Here is a 16044-nt window from a genome sequence, read left to right on the forward strand (position 1 = left end):
CCCGGCGGCGTGCATACTTCTAAGGAAGAGGTGAGCGTCGGGTCCGGCCGCTGACAATCACCCGTTCGGACCCAGCAGGAAGTGTTCATGACGAAGCTGTCCGTAGTAGTCCCCTGCTACAACGAAGAAGCGGTCATCGACAGCTTCGACACCGAGATCCGCAGGGTCCTCGACGCCCTCCCCGTCGACTACGAGGTCTGCTACGTCGACGACGGCAGCCGCGACGGCACGCTGGAGAAGCTCCGCAAGATCGCCGCCGAGTACGGTGACCAGACCCGGTACGTCTCCTTCAGCCGCAACTTCGGCAAGGAGGCCGGCATGCTCGCCGGCCTGCGCGAGACCACCGGCGACGCCGTCGTGATCATGGACGCGGACCTCCAGCACCCGCCGGACCTGATCGCGACCATGCTCGACTACTACCGGCAGGGCCACGACCAGATCATCGCCCGGCGCACCCGCGAGGGCGACAAGAAGCTGCGCAGCGCCCTGAGCCGGCTCTACTACCGCGGGATCAACCGCTGGGTCGACGTGGAGCTCGCCGACGGGGTCGGCGACTTCCGGCTGCTGTCCCGCCCGGCCGTGGACGCGCTGCTCTCGCTGCCCGAGTACAACCGCTTCTCCAAGGGCCTCTTCTCCTGGATCGGCTTCGACACCGTCCACTTCGACTACCGCAACGCGCAGCGCGAGGCGGGGGAGACGAAGTGGAAGCTCGGGTCCCTGCTGAACTACGGCATGGACGGCCTGATCTCCTTCAACAACCGGCCGCTGCGGATCGGGATCTGGGCGGGCGTGTCACTGGTCGCGCTCACCGTCGTGTACGCCCTGTGGATCATCGCCATGGCGTTGACGGACGGTATCGATTCGCCCGGTTACGTCACGATCGTCGCCCTCATCGTCGGCATCGGCGGCGTCCAGATGATCATGCTGGGCCTGATCGGCGAGTACATCGGGCGCATCTACTACGAGACCAAGCGCCGCCCGCACTTCCTGGTCAAGGAATCGCACGGCGTCACCATCGAACCGCCCCGCTCGTCCCTCACGCCCACGCCCACGCCGCAGGCGGCGGGCCCCACCGCTACGGCCACCGCTGCCGCGACCCCGGCCGCGATCGCCACGGAGCAGGACGCCCGATGAAGAGCCAGCTCGGCCAGATACTCCGCTTCGGCCTCGTCGGCGGGGTGAACACCGGCACCTTCTTCGTGCTGTACCTGCTGCTGCACCCGCACATGCCGTACTTCGCCGCCTACACGCTGGCCTTCGTGCTGGCGATGGTCGGCTCGTTCTTCATGAACACCTACTTCACCTACCGGACCAAGCCCACCTGGAAGAAGTTCCTGCTCTTCCCGCTGACGAACATCACCAACTACGTGATCCAGTCGGTCGGCCTGCTCCTCCTGGTGGACTGGGCGGGCATGAACGAGAAGATCGCGCCGCTGGTCGCCGCCGTCATCGCGATCCCCTTCACCTACGTGATCTCGCGGCGCATCCTGATCCCCGGAACGGACGCGGCCCCGGCCGCCGACCCCGCCGGCCCCGAGCCCCAGCGGTCCTCGACCTCCTCCGCGTCCACGGTCTGAAACCCGCGGGCACGGCCGGGAGCCCACCCCGTAGATTGAGGCCCGTACATCGGGCGAGGGGCAAGGGGACAAGCGTGTCAGCGGCAAGGCAGGGCGTGGCCGACGCCCGCAGGATCGTCGTCAAGGTCGGCTCCTCCTCGCTCACCACCGCGGCGGGCGGGCTGGACGCCGACCGGGTGGACGCCCTGGTCGACGTACTGGCCAAGGCCCGCAGCGGCGGCGAGAAGGAGATCGTGCTGGTCTCCAGCGGCGCCATCGCCGCCGGCCTCTCGCCGCTCGGACTGCGCCGCCGCCCCAAGGACCTGGCCCGCCAGCAGGCCGCCGCCAGCGTCGGCCAGGGCCTGCTCGTCGCCCGCTACACCGCCTCCTTCGCGCGCTACGGCGTGCGCGTCGGCCAGGTGCTGCTGACCACCGACGACACCAGCCGCCGCGCGCACTACCGCAACGCCTACCGCACCCTGGACCAGCTGCTCGCGATGGGCGCCCTGCCCGTCGTCAACGAGAACGACACCGTCGCCACCGACGAGATCCGCTTCGGCGACAACGACCGGCTGGCCGCCCTCGTCGCGCACCTGGTCCGCGCCGACCTCCTGATCCTCCTCTCCGACGTCGACGGGCTCTACGACGGCGACCCCGCCCTCCCCGGCACCACCCGCATCGACCAGGTGCGCGGCCCCGAGGACATCGCCCACGTCACCATCGGCAGCGCCGGCAAGGCGGGCGTGGGCACGGGCGGCATGGTCACCAAGGTCGAGGCCGCGCGGATCGCCGCCGCCGCCGGCATCCCGGTGGTCCTGACCTCCGCCAGCCAGGCCGCCGACGCCCTCGCGGGCGGCGCGACCGGCACCCACTTCCACGCCACGGGCCGCCGCTCCACCGACCGGCTCCTGTGGCTCCAGCACGCCTCCGCCCCCCAGGGCCACCTGCTCCTGGACGACGGAGCGGTCCGCGCGGTGACCGAACGCGGCAGCTCGCTGCTGCCCGCGGGCATCGCGTCGGTGGGCGGCGACTTCATCGCGGGGGACCCGGTCGAGCTGCGGGACGCGCGGGGGCGCGCCTTCGCCCGCGGGCTGGTGAACTTCGACGCGAAGGAACTGCCGCTGCTGTTGGGCCGCTCCACGAAGGAACTGGCGCGCGAGCTGGGCCCGGAGTACGAGCGCGAGGTCGTACACAGGGACGACCTGGTACTGCTCCAGGACTGAGCCCGCAGGGCCGATGTTGGGCAAAACCGCCGCGCGGTCGGTCGGGGACTGGTCAACTGTGAGGGGCGGACACGAGGAGCGCGCAGACAGGAGGCGGCTGGTGAGACGAGCGCTGACCAGCGTCGGCTCGGGAGACTACGACGGAGCGGGTTCCGGTCACGGTGACGAGCGGGACGACTCCCGGCTGTGGCACATCACCCTCAGCGTCTCCGGCAAACCGGTCCCGCTGTCCGAGGTCCGGCGCGGGCTGGAACAGCTGGCCCACGACCACCCCTTCCTGCTGACCAGCCGGTACGCCGACGACCACGCGGAGATCCGGTACTGGGAAGAGGCCCGCGACCTGCACGACGCGGCCGCCGTCGCCCTGCGGCTGTGGGGCGAGCACCGCTCCTCCGCCAGGCTCCCGGCCTGGGAGATCGTCGGCCTGGAGGTCATCGACCGCGCGACCTACCACCAACGCGTGGCCGAAGGCTACGGCCCCCCACCGGCCCACCCGGTCGGCGTCCACCCGTACTGACCCCGGCCGCCGTGCCCTCGCTCGCCGGGCGAGCCTCCAGCCCCACCGGCGTTCGAGGCGTGGGTCCTGCCCTGGCCCGGGTACTGATCCAGCCCCGCCGGCGTTTGAGGCGCAGGTCCGGGCGGAGCCCGGTTTCGGGAAGGGGCGGGTAGGGGAACGGCTCCGCGCAGCGGCCCCCGACCACGCCCCGACCGCGCCCCGACCACGCCCCGCGCAGCGGACCGGCAGCGGACCGGCAGCGGAGCCGTCTCGCGGGATGGAACCCAGGCCGACCCCCACCCCCCGAGTACTACCCTGCACGCATGACCTCGCAGAACGACGCCCCCCGCCCCGGCGCAGCCGAATCCGTCACCGCCACCGCCACCCGCGCGAAGACGGCCGCCGCCACCCTCGCCCCCCTCCCGCGGTCCGCCAAGGACACCGCGCTGCTGGCGATCGCGGACGCGCTGGAGGCCCGTACGGCCGAGATCATCGAGGCCAATGCCGTCGACACCGCCAAGGCCGCCGCCGCCGGCACCAGCGAGACCGTCATCGACCGCCTCACCCTCACGGCGGAGCGGATCCACGCCATCGCCGCCGACGTCCGTGACGTCGCGGCACTGCCCGACCCGGTCGGCGAGGTCGTCCGCGGCTCGACCCTCCCCAACGGCATCGACCTGCGCCAGGTCCGCGTCCCGCTCGGCGTCGTCGGCATCATCTACGAGGCCCGCCCCAACGTCACCGTCGACGCCGCCGCCCTCTGCCTGAAGTCCGGCAACGCGGTGCTCCTGCGCGGCAGCTCCTCCGCCTACGCCTCCAACACCGCCCTCGTGGGCATCCTCCGGGACGCGGTCGAGAGCGCGGGGCTGCCCGCCGACGCGGTCCAGCTGGTGCCCGGCGAGAGCCGCGACTCCGTCCGCGAGCTGATGCGCGCCCGCGGGCTCGTCGACGTCCTCATCCCGCGCGGCGGCGCCTCCCTCATCAAGACGGTCGTCGAGGAGTCCATCGTTCCCGTCATCGAGACCGGCACCGGCAACTGCCACGTCTACGTCGACGCACAGGCCGACCTGGCCATGGCGGTGAACATCCTCGTCAACTCCAAGGCGCAGCGGCCCTCCGTCTGCAACTCCGCCGAGACCCTGCTGGTCCACCGCGACATCGCCCACGCCTTCCTCCCGCTGGCGCTGGACGCCCTCGCGGACGCCGGGGTGACCGTGCACGGCGACGCCGAGGTGCTCTCGTACGCCGAGGAGTCCAAGGTGACCGCGCTGGCCGCCACCGACGAGGACTGGGCCGCCGAGTACCTGTCCTACGACATCGCCGCCGGCGTCGTGGACTCCCTGGACGACGCCGTCGCCCACATCCGGCGCTGGACCTCCGGCCACACCGAGGCCATCGTCACCACCTCGCAGGCCGCCGCACGCCGTTTCACCCAGCTGGTCGACTCGACCACGGTCGCCGTGAATGCTTCCACCAGGTTCACCGACGGTGGTCAGTTCGGCTTCGGTGCGGAGATCGGGATCTCCACCCAGAAGCTGCACGCCCGGGGCCCGATGGGGCTCCCGGAGCTGACGTCGACCAAGTACATCGTCACCGGCGACGGTCACGTTCGGTAGTCGACCGCCGCACCCCGCGTGGCCGGAATTCGGTAGATGCCCTGCCCAAAGCCGCCCCCCAGGTCTAGGCTGGCGATGTGCCGGACGACGTGGGGGGCCAACCGTTCCCGGACGACGGGGAGCCCGACGACGACCGCGGAGGCGCGGAGTACGACTTCGCCTCCGTGGTGTTCGACGAGGACTTCGTCCGGAACGCCGAGATCCATGAACCGAGCGCCCTGGAGCGCCAGCGGGCGGCCGATCGCGCCCGCGCCGACGCGGAGGCCCGCGCCGCCGCCGTCGCGGGCGGCTGGGCCACCGACGACGACTCCTTCGAGGGCCACGAGGGCCATCCGTACGGCTACGGACCCGAGGGCTACGGCCTCGACGAGTCCGGGCGCGACTACGGCTACGGGTACGGCTACGGCCCGTACGGAGCCTACGGAGGCTCCCTGCGCCCCTACCGCGGCCGTTCCCGGTGGCTGCGGCCCGTCGCCTGGGTGCTCGCCGTCGTGATGGGCGTCGGCATGGTCACGCTCGCCTTCAGCGCCGTCTACCGCGGCGCGGCGGGCGACCCCGACCCGGCCCCGCGCCCCGCTCCGGCGCCCGCCAGCACCCCATTGGCGGAAGTCACCGGGTCCGGCGAGTTTACGCGCCCCGTCGTTCGCCAACCCTGAAGGTAGACCCCTCTCACTCGCGTCCGGAATCCGGCGCGCTTGTGGGTAGGGGGCTTCTCTGAAGCGGGGACAGCGGGGAGAAGCAATGGCCGTGCCAGGAGATCCACCCGACGGCACCCCCGAAGGCATCGGCGGGGGCGAGGACGAATTCCGGCCGGACGAGTACCGGTCGGTGGTGTTCGACGAGGACTTCGTCCGGGCTGCCCGGCTCCAGGAGTTCTCCGCGGAAGAGCGCATGGGCGAGCACGCCAGGGCCGTGCGCAGCCGCTCCATGTGGTCCTCCGGCGCGCCCCGGCCGGTCAACGGCGCCCCGGGTCGCGCCGCCCGCCAGGGGCTGCTGCTGGTGCTGCTGATCGCCATGGCCTTCGGCGTCGCCGTCTACCTGGGCCTGAGCAATCCCTACGTGCCCCCGCCCCCGGGACGGGCCCAGCCGCTCACCGCCACGGTCGTCCCGCTGGTCCCCATCACCACCGTGCCCGGAGGCAAACCGGCCGACCTGTACGCGAAGAGCCCGGCCGCCGAATACCGGGTGGGAGCCGCCGGCATCACCCTGCCCGCGGTGCGCCGCACCCAGCACTTCAGCGAGGCCCAGGTGCTGACCGCGGTGGCCACGGCCAAGGACTACCTCGTCCAGTCCTCGCTCGACCCGGACGTGCTCGGCGGCACCGCCTCCCGGCCGGTGCGGGTGCTGTTGGACCCGGACCTGTTGGCCCAGTTCGACCGCAGCATGACCAATCCCACCGGGGACGGGCAGCACGCGGCCACCGGCTGGCTCGTCCGCTTCGACGCGGGCACCGCCGTACTGGCCGACTCCCGGGTGCGCGTGAGCGGCACGCTGGGCTTTGAGGAGATCGCTCCGGACGTCCTGGAGGTCACCTCCGACCACACCTTCGTCTACACCGTCCGCGGGGCCGTCGCCGGACCCGGGCTCGACAACGCCTCGCTCTTCACCGTCCGCCGCGAGCTGCGCATGCGCTTCGACCGCGAGGACCTGGTGGCCCACCGGGTGGAGCTGCTGTCGGCCTACGTGAGCGCCGGGCCGCAGGACTGCGCGATCGACCCGGCCACGGGCTTCCGGCCGCTGCTCGCCGGGGCCGCCGCGACCACGGTGGGCCCGGCCGCGACCGACCCCTACGCCAGTGGCCGCCCGCGCCGGACCTCCGGCCTGTGCGGGGTGCTGGCCCCGCCGCCGACGGACGCCCCCACGCCGGCCCCGGCCGACCCGGGACCCGCGCCGGAGCCCGCCACGGTCGACCCGGTGGCTCCGGTCAGCCCGCTTCCGTAGCGCCGCCCTTGCCGTCCCTGCCGTCCCTGCCGTCCTTGCCGTCCGCGGTCGGTTCGTCCGAAGAGCCGGGGGCGCCCGGGGCACCAGGGGCATCCGGGGCGCTCGGGGCCGCGCTGCCGGTGAACTTGTCGCGCAGCTTGCCGCCGAGGTCGCCCGCCCCGCCCGCGATGTCGCCGACGAGCTTCATCAGCGGGTCCTTGCTGGTGCGCACCGCATCGGCGTAGTGCGCGGCGGACTGGCGGAAGGAGTCGGTCACCGAGGTGTCCTTGTCCTCCTCGCGGCGCGGGTAGTGACCGGCCATGATCCGCTGGAAGTCGCGGCTCTCGGCCCACTTCTTCAGCTCCGCGGCCCGCACGGTGGTGAAGGGGTGCGTCCGCGGCAGCACGTTGAGGATCTTCAGGACCGAGTCGCGCAGGTCGCCGCCGGCGTCGTACTCCTCGGCCTGGGCGAGGAAGGCGTCCACGTTCATCTCGTGCAGGTGATTGCCGCCCGCGATCTTCATGAGACCGCGCATCGAGGCCTGGACGTCCTGTCCGACCAGCAGGCCGGCCCGGTCCGCCGACAGCTCGGACTTGCGGAACCACTCCCGCAGCGCCGTGACGATCGCCATGATCGCGACATTGCCCAGTGGGATCCACGCCACCTTCAGCGCCAGGTTCGTCAGGAACAGCAGGATCGTGCGGTACACGGAGTGCCCCGACAGCGCGTGGCCCACCTCGTGGCCCACGACCGCCCGCATCTCCTCCTCGTCCAGCAGCTCCACCAGGGCCGTGGTGACCACGATGATCGGCTCGTCCAGCCCGATGCACATGGCATTGGGCTTCGGGTCCTGCTGGACGTACATCTGCGGGACCTTCTCCAGGTCCAGGATGTAACAGGCGTCCAGCAACATCGCGTGCAGGTGCGGGAACTGGGTCTCGCCCACCCGTACCGAGTCGGACAGGAACAGCAGCCGCAGGCTCCGCTCCGGAAGCAGCCCGCTGAGGGCCTTGAAGACGGTGTCGAAGCCGCTCAGCTTGCGCAGGGCCACGAGGGCCGAGCGGTCCGCCGGGTGCTCGTACGTCCGTGACGAAATGCCGGGGAACCTCCTGCGGTCCCGGGCCGGTGCCTTCTCGAATGCCGTGCCGTCCGTCATCGCGCTCCCCCTCGATCCACCTGCCGCACCGTGCGTCCATCCTCTCCAACGCCTGAGTCGGCGTGAGCGTGCCCCGGGCCCCCGCATACGATGTGAGGGAAGTCTCCGCCCGCTCCCCGACTCGATAGGTAACCAGCCTGATGAGCCTCCAGTCCACCGCCCACGACCTGGTCCTCCTCGCCTCCGAGGGCGCCGGTGAGCACGCGGGCAACCACGAAAGCCTCAACCCCTACCTGACCGGTGGCGGCGCCTTCGTCCTGCTGCTGCTCATGCTCTGGGTCACCACCCGCCTGAACCGCGACCGCTAGGCCGTCGGCCGCGGACGCCGGGCCGTACACGCGGGGCCGCGCACGCGGGACGCGGGGTCCCGCGCGGACCCGTCGCTCAGGTGCTCGAATGCGGGTCATGGTCGCGGCACCGGGCCAGTAGGCTCTGCGCTCATGGGAGAGCAGGAAATGCCTACCGGCCCGGTCAAGCGCCGGCTCGGGGTGATGGGCGGGACATTCGACCCGATCCACCACGGACACCTGGTGGCCGCCAGCGAGGTGGCCGCCCTTTTCCACCTCGATGAGGTGATCTTCGTACCGACGGGTGAACCGTGGCAGAAGTCGCACGGGGCGGTCTCGGCGGCGGAGGACCGTTATCTGATGACGGTCATCGCCACGGCGTCGAACCCGCAGTTCTCGGTGAGCCGCATCGACATCGACCGCGGCGGCCCGACCTACACCATCGACACCCTGCGGGACCTGCGCTCGCGCAATGACGACGCGGACCTGTTCTTCATCACGGGCGCCGACGCCCTCGCGCAGATCCTCACCTGGCGCGACGCCGAGGAGCTGTTCGCCCTCGCCCACTTCATCGGCGTGACCCGTCCGGGGCACGTGCTCACCGACGACGGCCTGCCCAAGGGCGGGGTCTCGCTGGTCGAGGTCCCCGCGCTGGCGATCTCGTCCACGGACTGCCGTGCGAGGGTGGTCCAGGGCGATCCCGTCTGGTACTTGGTACCGGACGGTGTCGTGCGCTATATCGACAAGCGTGAGCTGTACCGGGGAGCCTGAGCTTCCGCTTCCGCAGAGAGGGGCCCCGCGGTGAACGACCGACAGGAGCCGTACGACCGGGCCGATTCGTACGCAGCCCAGGAGCAGCAACTCCTCGGCTATGACGCGTACGGGCAGCCGGTGTACGGCCCGGTGCCCGCTCAGCAGCCCGCGTACGACCAGCAGCAGTACCAGCAGCCGGTCCAGCAGTACGACTACCAGGGCTACGACCAGCAGCAACAGCAACAGCAGTACTACTACCCGCAGCAGCAGCAGGCGCAGCAGCAACAGCAGCAGCCCCGGTCGCAGCAGCAGGCGCAGCAGACCCAGCAATGGATCCCGCAGCAGGGTTCCCCGGAGCAGCCCCAGGCCCCCGAGCCGGCGGCCGCGCCCGCCCCCGTGTCCGCGCCCGCCCCCGTGTCCGCGCAGGTCCCCGAGCCGCGGCGGGCCGGGGTCGACGCCGACGGCTACCAGACGGCGCAGTTCGCCTTCATCGACCAGCCGGACGAGGAGTCCGAGGACGTCATCGACTGGCTCAAGTTCACCGAGAGCCGGACCGAGCGCCGCGAGGAGGCCCGCCGCCGGGGCAAGAACCGGGTGGTCGCGCTGATCGTCGTACTCGCCCTGTTCGTCGTCGGCGGCCTCGGCTACCTCTGGTACGCGGACAAACTGCCCTTCCTCGACGGGCCGCAGAAGGCGAAGGGCGCCGCTGCCGACGCCACCGGGCCGCAGAAGCGCGACATGATCGTCGTCCACCTGCACAACACCAAGCGGGGCGGCACCTCCACGGCCCTGCTCGTCGACAACGTCACCACCAAGCAGGGCGCCACCGTCCTGCTCCCCAACACCCTCACCGTGCCCAAGGAGGACGGCAGCTCCACGGCCCTGTCCAAGTCCGTGGAGGAGGACGGCCTCGGCGGCACCCGCGAGGCCCTCGACACCATGCTCGGCACCCGCATCGGCGGCACCTGGCGCCTCGACACCCCGTTCCTGGAACGGCTCGTCGAGCTGGTCAGCGGCATCGAGGTGGACACCGACGTCGCCGTCCCCGCCGACGACAAGGCCAAGACCCCCGCCGTCGCCCAGGGCCAGAAGCAGAGCCTGAGCGGCCCCATGGCCGTCGCCTACGCCACCTACCAGGCGCAGGGCGAACCGGAGGCCAAGCAGCTGGAGCGCTTCGGCAAGGTCCTCTACGGAGTGCTGCGCAAGGTGCCCAGCGACCCCGCGGCGGCCACGGTCACGGTGGAGACGCTCGCCCAGATCCTTGACCCCTCGCTGAACGAGAAGGCCCTCGGCAGCTCGCTGGCCAAGCTCGCCGAGCACGCCAAGGTCGGCGCCTACCGCACCGACGTGCTCCCGGTGAAGGCCGACGGGGCCCTGACCGAGGACGCCAACAAGAAGGTCATCAAGGAGGTCCTCGGCGGCACCCTGACGGCCCCGAAGCCCGGCGCGGCCCTGCGGGTGGGCCTGCGGGACGCCACCGGCACCGAGAAGACCCAGCTCGCGGCCAAGGCGGCGCTGCTCAACGGCGGCTACGGCTTCGTGGACGGCGGGAAGGCCGCGGCGACCCAGAGCACCTCGCAGATCACCTACCAGGACGACGCGCAGCGGGCGAAGGCGGTCGACGTGGCCAAGACGCTGGGACTGCCGGAAACGGTGGTCAAGAAGGCCGAGAACGCGGTGAACGCGGACGTCGTCGTCACCCTGGGCAAGGACTACAAGGCGCCCTGAGCGTCCTTGATCACCCCGGGGGCACCCCTTCTGACCAGCATTTCCGCCCGCGCCACGGCTTTGGCGCGGGCGGTGTCGGCGGTACATGAGACCCTTGTAAGGATCTGCCCGCCGACCCGAAAGCATGGCCAGTGACCGCCACGGACCGCTCCATCGAGCTCATCACCGCCGCCGCCCAGGCCGCGGCCGACCGGCTCGCGCACGACATCATCGCGTACGACGTCAGCGATGTGCTGTCGATCACCGACGCCTTCCTCCTCGCTTCGGCGCCCAACGACCGCCAGGTCAAGTCGATCGTCGACGAGATCGAGGAGAAGCTCCAGAAGGAGCTGGGCGCCAAGCCGGTGCGCCGCGAGGGCGACCGCGACGCCCGCTGGATCCTGCTCGACTACATCGACATCGTCGTCCACGTGCAGCACAGCGAGGAGCGCGTCTTCTACGCGCTGGAGCGCCTGTGGAAGGACTGCCCCGAGATCGACCTGCCCGAGGACGCCAAGCTCACCAAGGGCAAGGCCGAGGAGCACGCCGCGCTCCGTGCGGCGCAGGGCGACGACGAACTGGACGGTGATCTGTTCTGAGCGCGATCGACACTGGCGCGGGCGCCAGCACCGGCACCGGCACCGGCAGTGGCAGTGGCGGCGGCAGCGAGAAGAGCGCGGGCCGCAAGATCGTCCTGTGGCGTCACGGCCAGACCGCCTGGAACCTGGAGCGCCGCTTCCAGGGGTCCACGGACATCGAGCTGACCGAGGCCGGGGTGGCGCAGGCGCGCCGCGCCGCCCGGCTGCTCGCCTCGCTGAAGCCGGAGGCCATCGTCGCCTCCGACCTCAAGCGGGCCGCCGCGACCGCAGCCGAGCTGGCCGCGATCACGGGCCTGTCCGTCGAGCACGACGAAGCGCTGCGCGAGACGTACGCGGGCGAATGGCAGGGCCTGACCCACGAGGAGATCCTCGGGAAGTACGGCGAGCAGTACGCGGCGTGGAAGCGCGGCGAGCCCGTCCGACGGGGCGGTGGCGAGCTGGAGACCGAGGTCGCCGACCGTTCGGCTCCGGTGGTGCTGGGGCACGTGGACCGGCTCTCCGAGGGCGGCACGCTGGTCGTGGTCAGCCACGGCGGAACCATCCGCACCACCATCGGCCGCCTCCTCGGCCTGGAGTCGCACTACTGGGAGGGCCTCGGTGGGCTCTCCAACTGCTGCTGGTCCGTGCTCGGTGAGGGCGCGCGGGGCTGGCGGCTGCTGGAGCACAACGCCGGCACGCTGCCGGAACCGGTGCTCGGCGACGACGTCTGACGACGTCCGACGGTGTCCCGACGGCCCTCCGGCCCGGATTTCACTTTCCGGCGGGTCGCAGGCTAGAGTTCTTCTTGTTCGCAGCGCAGAACACCGGAGACGGGGGGAGCGCAGCGGAGAGCGGGGCTATAGCTCAGTTGGTAGAGCGCCTGCATGGCATGCAGGAGGTCTGGAGTTCAATTCTCCATAGCTCCACAATCAGGATCCCGTCCCCAACAGGGGGCGGGATCCTTGCTTTTGTCCAGGCTGCCCCGCCCGTCACCGGCATGACAGAATCGGACGGCCGGAGGGGAGATGGCGGCCCCTGGCGGGAGGGAGTCGCTGACGGATGGGTGCACACCGGCGCCGGTGCGACTGGTGCAACAACGGCACGCCGATCGTGCGGGACATGGACCCGGTCAATCCCGACTACCAGTACTGGTGCGAGGAATGCGCGCGGGCGCTGATCATAAAAGGCGACCCGATCGAGACGTACCGGGAACTCGAGGGGGAGCCGATCTACGGCCGACTGCTCGACGAGCACTGCACGCTCAAGCGGTTCTACCAGTTCGCCAGGGCGTGACCCGGGGCCCCGATCGCGGTCCCCGGAAACGGCCCCGGAAACGGTCCCGGAAGGTGCCCCGGACCCGGCCCCGGCCGGGCGGACCGGGCGGCTCCGAGGCCAGGTGGAAACCGATTTTTGGACCAGGGCCATCACCGTGTAATGTTTGGGACGTCGCCAAGGGAAACCGCGAGGAACACCGAGGCGGCGGGCAGTACGCAAGGGGCTATAGCTCAGTTGGTAGAGCGCCTGCATGGCATGCAGGAGGTCTGGAGTTCAATTCTCCATAGCTCCACAGTGAAGAAGAGCGGGCCACCCGGATCGGGTGGCCCGCTCTTCGTCGTGTCCGCGCCGCGGTACGGCCGAGCGGGCGTCGGGGCCCCTGCGGTACCCTGGCGCCATGCGTGCCGTACGCCTCCTGCTTACCGAGCCGCGCTGAACAGCGCCGACCGCGAGACGGTCGGCATCGGCGCGGCGCCCCCTCCTGTGCGAGGGGTTTTTTCGTTTGGTCAGGCAGAGACGGCAGAGACGATCGATGGAGCTTCAGGAATCATGAGCGAGACGAACACCACGGCCCCCGAGGCGGTCGAGACGCACCGCTACACGGCTGCCATGGCCGCCGACATCGAGGCACGCTGGCAGGACGTATGGGACGCGGAGGGGACCTACGAGGCCCCCAACCCGACGGGTGACCTGGCCGGGGACGCGGCCGTGGTCGCACGCCCCAAGAAGTTCATCATGGACATGTTCCCGTACCCCTCCGGCGCGGGCCTGCACGTCGGCCACCCGCTGGGGTACATCGCGACCGACGTCTTCGCCCGCCACCAGCGGATGACCGGCCACAACGTCCTGCACACCCTGGGCTTCGACGCCTTCGGCCTGCCGGCCGAGCAGTACGCCGTGCAGACCGGTACGCACCCGCGCGTGTCCACCGAGGCGAACATCGAGAACATGAAGGTCCAGCTGCGCCGCCTGGGCCTGGGCCACGACAAGCGCCGGTCCTTCGCGACGATCGACCCGGACTACTACAAGTGGACCCAGTGGATCTTCCTGCAGATCTACAACTCCTGGTACGACACCGAGGCGAACAAGGCCCGCCCGGTCGCCGAGCTGATCGCCGCCTTCGAGGACGGCTCCCGTGAGGTCCCGGGAGGCCGCACCTGGGCCGCGCTGACCGCCGGCGAGCGCGCCGACGTACTGAACGAGTACCGGCTGGCGTACGCCTCGGACGCGCCCGTGAACTGGTGCCCGGGCCTGGGCACCGTGCTGGCCAACGAGGAGGTCACCGCCGACGGCCGCTCCGAGCGCGGCAACTTCCCCGTCTTCAAGGCCCGGCTGAGCCAGTGGAACATGCGGATCACCGCCTACGCGGACCGCCTGCTGGACGACCTGGACGCGCTGGACTGGCCCGAGGCCATCAAGCTGCAGCAGCGCAACTGGATCGGGCGCAGCGAAGGCGCGCGGGTCGACTTCGCCGTCGGCGACGATGCGATCACCGTCTTCACCACCCGCCCCGACACCCTGTTCGGCGCCACGTACATGGTGCTGGCGCCCGAGCACGAGCTGGTCGAGAAGATCACCCCGGCCGCCTGGCCCGAGGGCACGCACGATGTCTGGACCGGCGGGCACGCCACTCCGGCCGACGCCGTCGCCGCCTACCGCAAGCAGGCCGCCTCCAAGTCGGACGTCGAGCGCCAGGCCGACGCCAAGGTGAAGACCGGCGTCTTCACCGGCGCGTACGCGGTCAACCCGGTCAGCGGCGAGCAGGTCCCGGTCTTCATCGCCGACTACGTCCTGATGGGCTACGGCACCGGCGCGATCATGGCCGTCCCGGCGCACGACACCCGTGACTTCGCCTTCGCGCGCGCCTTCGAGCTGCCGATGCGCTGTGTGGTGCAGCCCTCGGACGGCCGTGGCACCGACCCGGCCGAGTGGGACGACGCGTTCGCCTCCTACGACGCCGCCCTGGTGAACTCGACGGGCGAGGGCCTGTCCCTGGACGGTCTGGGCGTCGTCGACGCCAAGGCGAAGATCACCGACTGGCTGTCCGAGCGCGGCATCGGCGAGGGCACGATCAACTTCCGGCTGCGCGACTGGCTGTTCAGCCGCCAGCGCTACTGGGGCGAGCCCTTCCCGATCGTCTACGACGAGGACGGCGTCGCGCACTCGCTGCCCGAGTCGATGCTGCCGCTGGAACTGCCCGAGGTCGAGGACTACTCCCCGCGCACCTTCGAGGCGGACGACGCCACCAGCAAGCCGGAGACCCCGCTGTCGCGCAAGGCGGACTGGGTCCATGTCGAGCTGGACCTGGGCCGGGGCGAGGGCGTCCGGCGCTACCGCCGCGAGACCAACACCATGCCGAACTGGGCCGGTTCCTGCTGGTACGAGCTGCGCTACCTGGATCCGAACAACTCCGAGGCGCTGGTCGACCCGACCGTCGAGCAGTACTGGATGGGTCCGCGCGAGGGCCAGCCGCACGGCGGCGTCGACCTGTACGTGGGCGGCGCCGAGCACGCGGTGCTGCACCTGCTGTACGCGCGCTTCTGGTCGAAGGTGCTGTTCGACCTGGGCCACGTGTCCTCGGTCGAGCCGTTCCACAAGCTGTACAACCAGGGCATGATCCAGGCGTTCGTCTACCGTGACGCGCGCGGTTTCCCGGTCTCGGCCACCGAGGTCGAGGAGCGCGACGGCAAGTTCTTCTTCGAGGGCGAGCCGGTCAAGCGCGAGCTGGGCAAGATGGGCAAGTCCCTGAAGAACGCCGTCACTCCGGACGAGATCTGCGAGGAGTACGGCGCGGACACGCTGCGCCTGTACGAGATGGCGATGGGCCCGCTGGACGTCTCGCGTCCGTGGGACACGCGCGCCGTCGTCGGCCAGTACCGGCTGCTGCAGCGCCTGTGGCGCAACATCGTGGACGAGGAGTCGGGCGCGGTGACCGTGGTCGACGCCGAGCCGGCCGAGGACACGCTGCGCGTGCTGCACAAGGCGATCGACGGCGCGGGCGCCGACCTGGCCGCGCTGCGGTTCAACACGGCGATCGCGAAGATCACCGAGCTGAACAACGCCCTGACCAAGGCCGGCCGGCCGCTGGAGCGCTCGGTGGCCGAGCGGCTGGTGCTGCTGGTCGCGCCGCTGGCCCCGCACATCGCGGAGGAGCTGTGGCACCGGCTGGGCCACGCCGACTCGGTGGTCCACCAGGACTTCCCCGTCGCGGACCCGGCGTACGTCGTCGACGAGAGCGTGACCTGCGTGGTCCAGGTCAAGGGCAAGGTCAAGGCCCGGCTGGAGGTGCCGCCGACGATCTCGGACGCGGACCTGGAGCAGCTGGCGGTGACCGACCCGGGCGTGGTCGAGGCGCTGGGCGGGGCCGAGATCCGCAAGGTCATCGTGCGCGCGCCGAAGCTGGTGAACATCGTCATCTGATCGCTCTGATCGCTCTGATCGCTCTGGGTGCACGCGGTCTAGGGGGCATCCCGTACG

General features: G+C 71.0%; 15 protein-coding genes and 2 tRNA genes. 16 read left to right on the forward strand and 1 reads right to left on the reverse strand.

The window, feature by feature from the left end:
• The first annotated feature begins 87 nt into the window (after nucleotides 1-87).
• The 7 genes from ACIBEA_RS34395 (at nucleotide 88) to ACIBEA_RS34425 (ending at nucleotide 6832) form a co-directional block, all read left to right on the forward strand.
• Nucleotides 88-1134: a glycosyltransferase family 2 protein gene (locus tag ACIBEA_RS34395; RefSeq protein ID WP_399267115.1), complete on the forward strand. Its 1047-nt coding sequence runs from the start codon at nucleotides 88-90 to the stop codon at nucleotides 1132-1134.
• Complete coding sequence (locus tag ACIBEA_RS34400; protein WP_399267116.1) at nucleotides 1131-1577, forward strand: GtrA family protein; 447 nt, start codon at nucleotides 1131-1133, stop codon at nucleotides 1575-1577. Before ACIBEA_RS34395 ends, ACIBEA_RS34400 begins: the two co-directional genes overlap by 4 nt.
• A gap of 74 nt (nucleotides 1578-1651) precedes the next feature.
• Nucleotides 1652-2779: a glutamate 5-kinase gene (gene proB, locus ACIBEA_RS34405; RefSeq protein WP_399267117.1), complete on the forward strand. Its 1128-nt coding sequence runs from the start codon at nucleotides 1652-1654 to the stop codon at nucleotides 2777-2779.
• Between the two features lie 100 nt (nucleotides 2780-2879).
• Nucleotides 2880-3296, forward strand: coding sequence for a hypothetical protein (locus ACIBEA_RS34410; RefSeq protein WP_399267118.1), 417 nt, complete (start codon nucleotides 2880-2882; stop codon nucleotides 3294-3296).
• 302 nt (nucleotides 3297-3598) lie between these two features.
• Nucleotides 3599-4891 (forward strand): glutamate-5-semialdehyde dehydrogenase, encoded by a 1293-nt coding sequence (locus tag ACIBEA_RS34415; protein ID WP_399267119.1) that lies wholly within the window; start codon nucleotides 3599-3601, stop codon nucleotides 4889-4891.
• Nucleotides 4892-4968: 77 nt separating this feature from the next.
• Nucleotides 4969-5547 carry a hypothetical protein gene (locus tag ACIBEA_RS34420; RefSeq protein WP_399267120.1) on the forward strand — a complete coding sequence of 193 codons (579 nt, stop codon included), beginning with the start codon at nucleotides 4969-4971 and terminating at the stop codon, nucleotides 5545-5547.
• A gap of 85 nt (nucleotides 5548-5632) precedes the next feature.
• Complete coding sequence (locus ACIBEA_RS34425) at nucleotides 5633-6832, forward strand: hypothetical protein (protein ID WP_399267121.1); 1200 nt, start codon at nucleotides 5633-5635, stop codon at nucleotides 6830-6832.
• On the opposite strand, the gene ACIBEA_RS34430 is transcribed toward ACIBEA_RS34425, so the two are convergent.
• Nucleotides 6816-7967, reverse strand: a complete 1152-nt coding sequence (locus tag ACIBEA_RS34430; RefSeq protein ID WP_399267122.1) for a M48 family metallopeptidase — start codon at nucleotides 7965-7967, stop codon at nucleotides 6816-6818. The genes ACIBEA_RS34425 and ACIBEA_RS34430 overlap by 17 nt on opposite strands.
• 140 nt (nucleotides 7968-8107) lie before the next feature.
• On the opposite strand from ACIBEA_RS34430, the gene ACIBEA_RS34435 reads away from it, so the two are divergent.
• From ACIBEA_RS34435 to leuS, 9 genes are all read left to right on the forward strand, one after another.
• Entirely contained in the window at nucleotides 8108-8275 is a 168-nt protein-coding gene (locus ACIBEA_RS34435) for a hypothetical protein (protein WP_354380222.1), read from the forward strand.
• Nucleotides 8276-8407: 132 nt separating this feature from the next.
• Nucleotides 8408-9025 carry a nicotinate-nucleotide adenylyltransferase gene (gene nadD, locus ACIBEA_RS34440; protein ID WP_330330354.1) on the forward strand — a complete coding sequence of 206 codons (618 nt, stop codon included), beginning with the start codon at nucleotides 8408-8410 and terminating at the stop codon, nucleotides 9023-9025.
• A 30-nt stretch (nucleotides 9026-9055) separates the two neighbouring features.
• Nucleotides 9056-10735, forward strand: coding sequence for an LCP family protein (locus ACIBEA_RS34445; protein ID WP_399267123.1), 1680 nt, complete (start codon nucleotides 9056-9058; stop codon nucleotides 10733-10735).
• Nucleotides 10736-10866: 131 nt separating this feature from the next.
• Nucleotides 10867-11313 (forward strand): ribosome silencing factor, encoded by a 447-nt coding sequence (gene rsfS / locus ACIBEA_RS34450; RefSeq protein ID WP_384657615.1) that lies wholly within the window; start codon nucleotides 10867-10869, stop codon nucleotides 11311-11313.
• A gap of 89 nt (nucleotides 11314-11402) precedes the next feature.
• Complete coding sequence (locus ACIBEA_RS34455; RefSeq protein WP_399267165.1) at nucleotides 11403-12023, forward strand: histidine phosphatase family protein; 621 nt, start codon at nucleotides 11403-11405, stop codon at nucleotides 12021-12023.
• Nucleotides 12024-12145: 122 nt separating this feature from the next.
• Nucleotides 12146-12218: transfer RNA gene (locus tag ACIBEA_RS34460), tRNA-Ala, on the forward strand.
• A 133-nt stretch (nucleotides 12219-12351) separates the two neighbouring features.
• Nucleotides 12352-12585 (forward strand): hypothetical protein, encoded by a 234-nt coding sequence (locus ACIBEA_RS34465; protein WP_008738908.1) that lies wholly within the window; start codon nucleotides 12352-12354, stop codon nucleotides 12583-12585.
• 201 nt (nucleotides 12586-12786) lie between these two features.
• Nucleotides 12787-12859: transfer RNA gene (locus ACIBEA_RS34470), tRNA-Ala, on the forward strand.
• A 257-nt stretch (nucleotides 12860-13116) separates the two neighbouring features.
• Entirely contained in the window at nucleotides 13117-15987 is a 2871-nt protein-coding gene (gene leuS, locus ACIBEA_RS34475) for a leucine--tRNA ligase (protein ID WP_399267124.1), read from the forward strand.
• Nucleotides 15988-16044 lie beyond the last annotated feature (57 nt).

It is taken from the genome of Streptomyces sp. NPDC051555, from assembly GCF_044454405.1.
Taxonomy (GTDB): Bacteria; Actinomycetota; Actinomycetes; order Streptomycetales; family Streptomycetaceae; genus Streptomyces.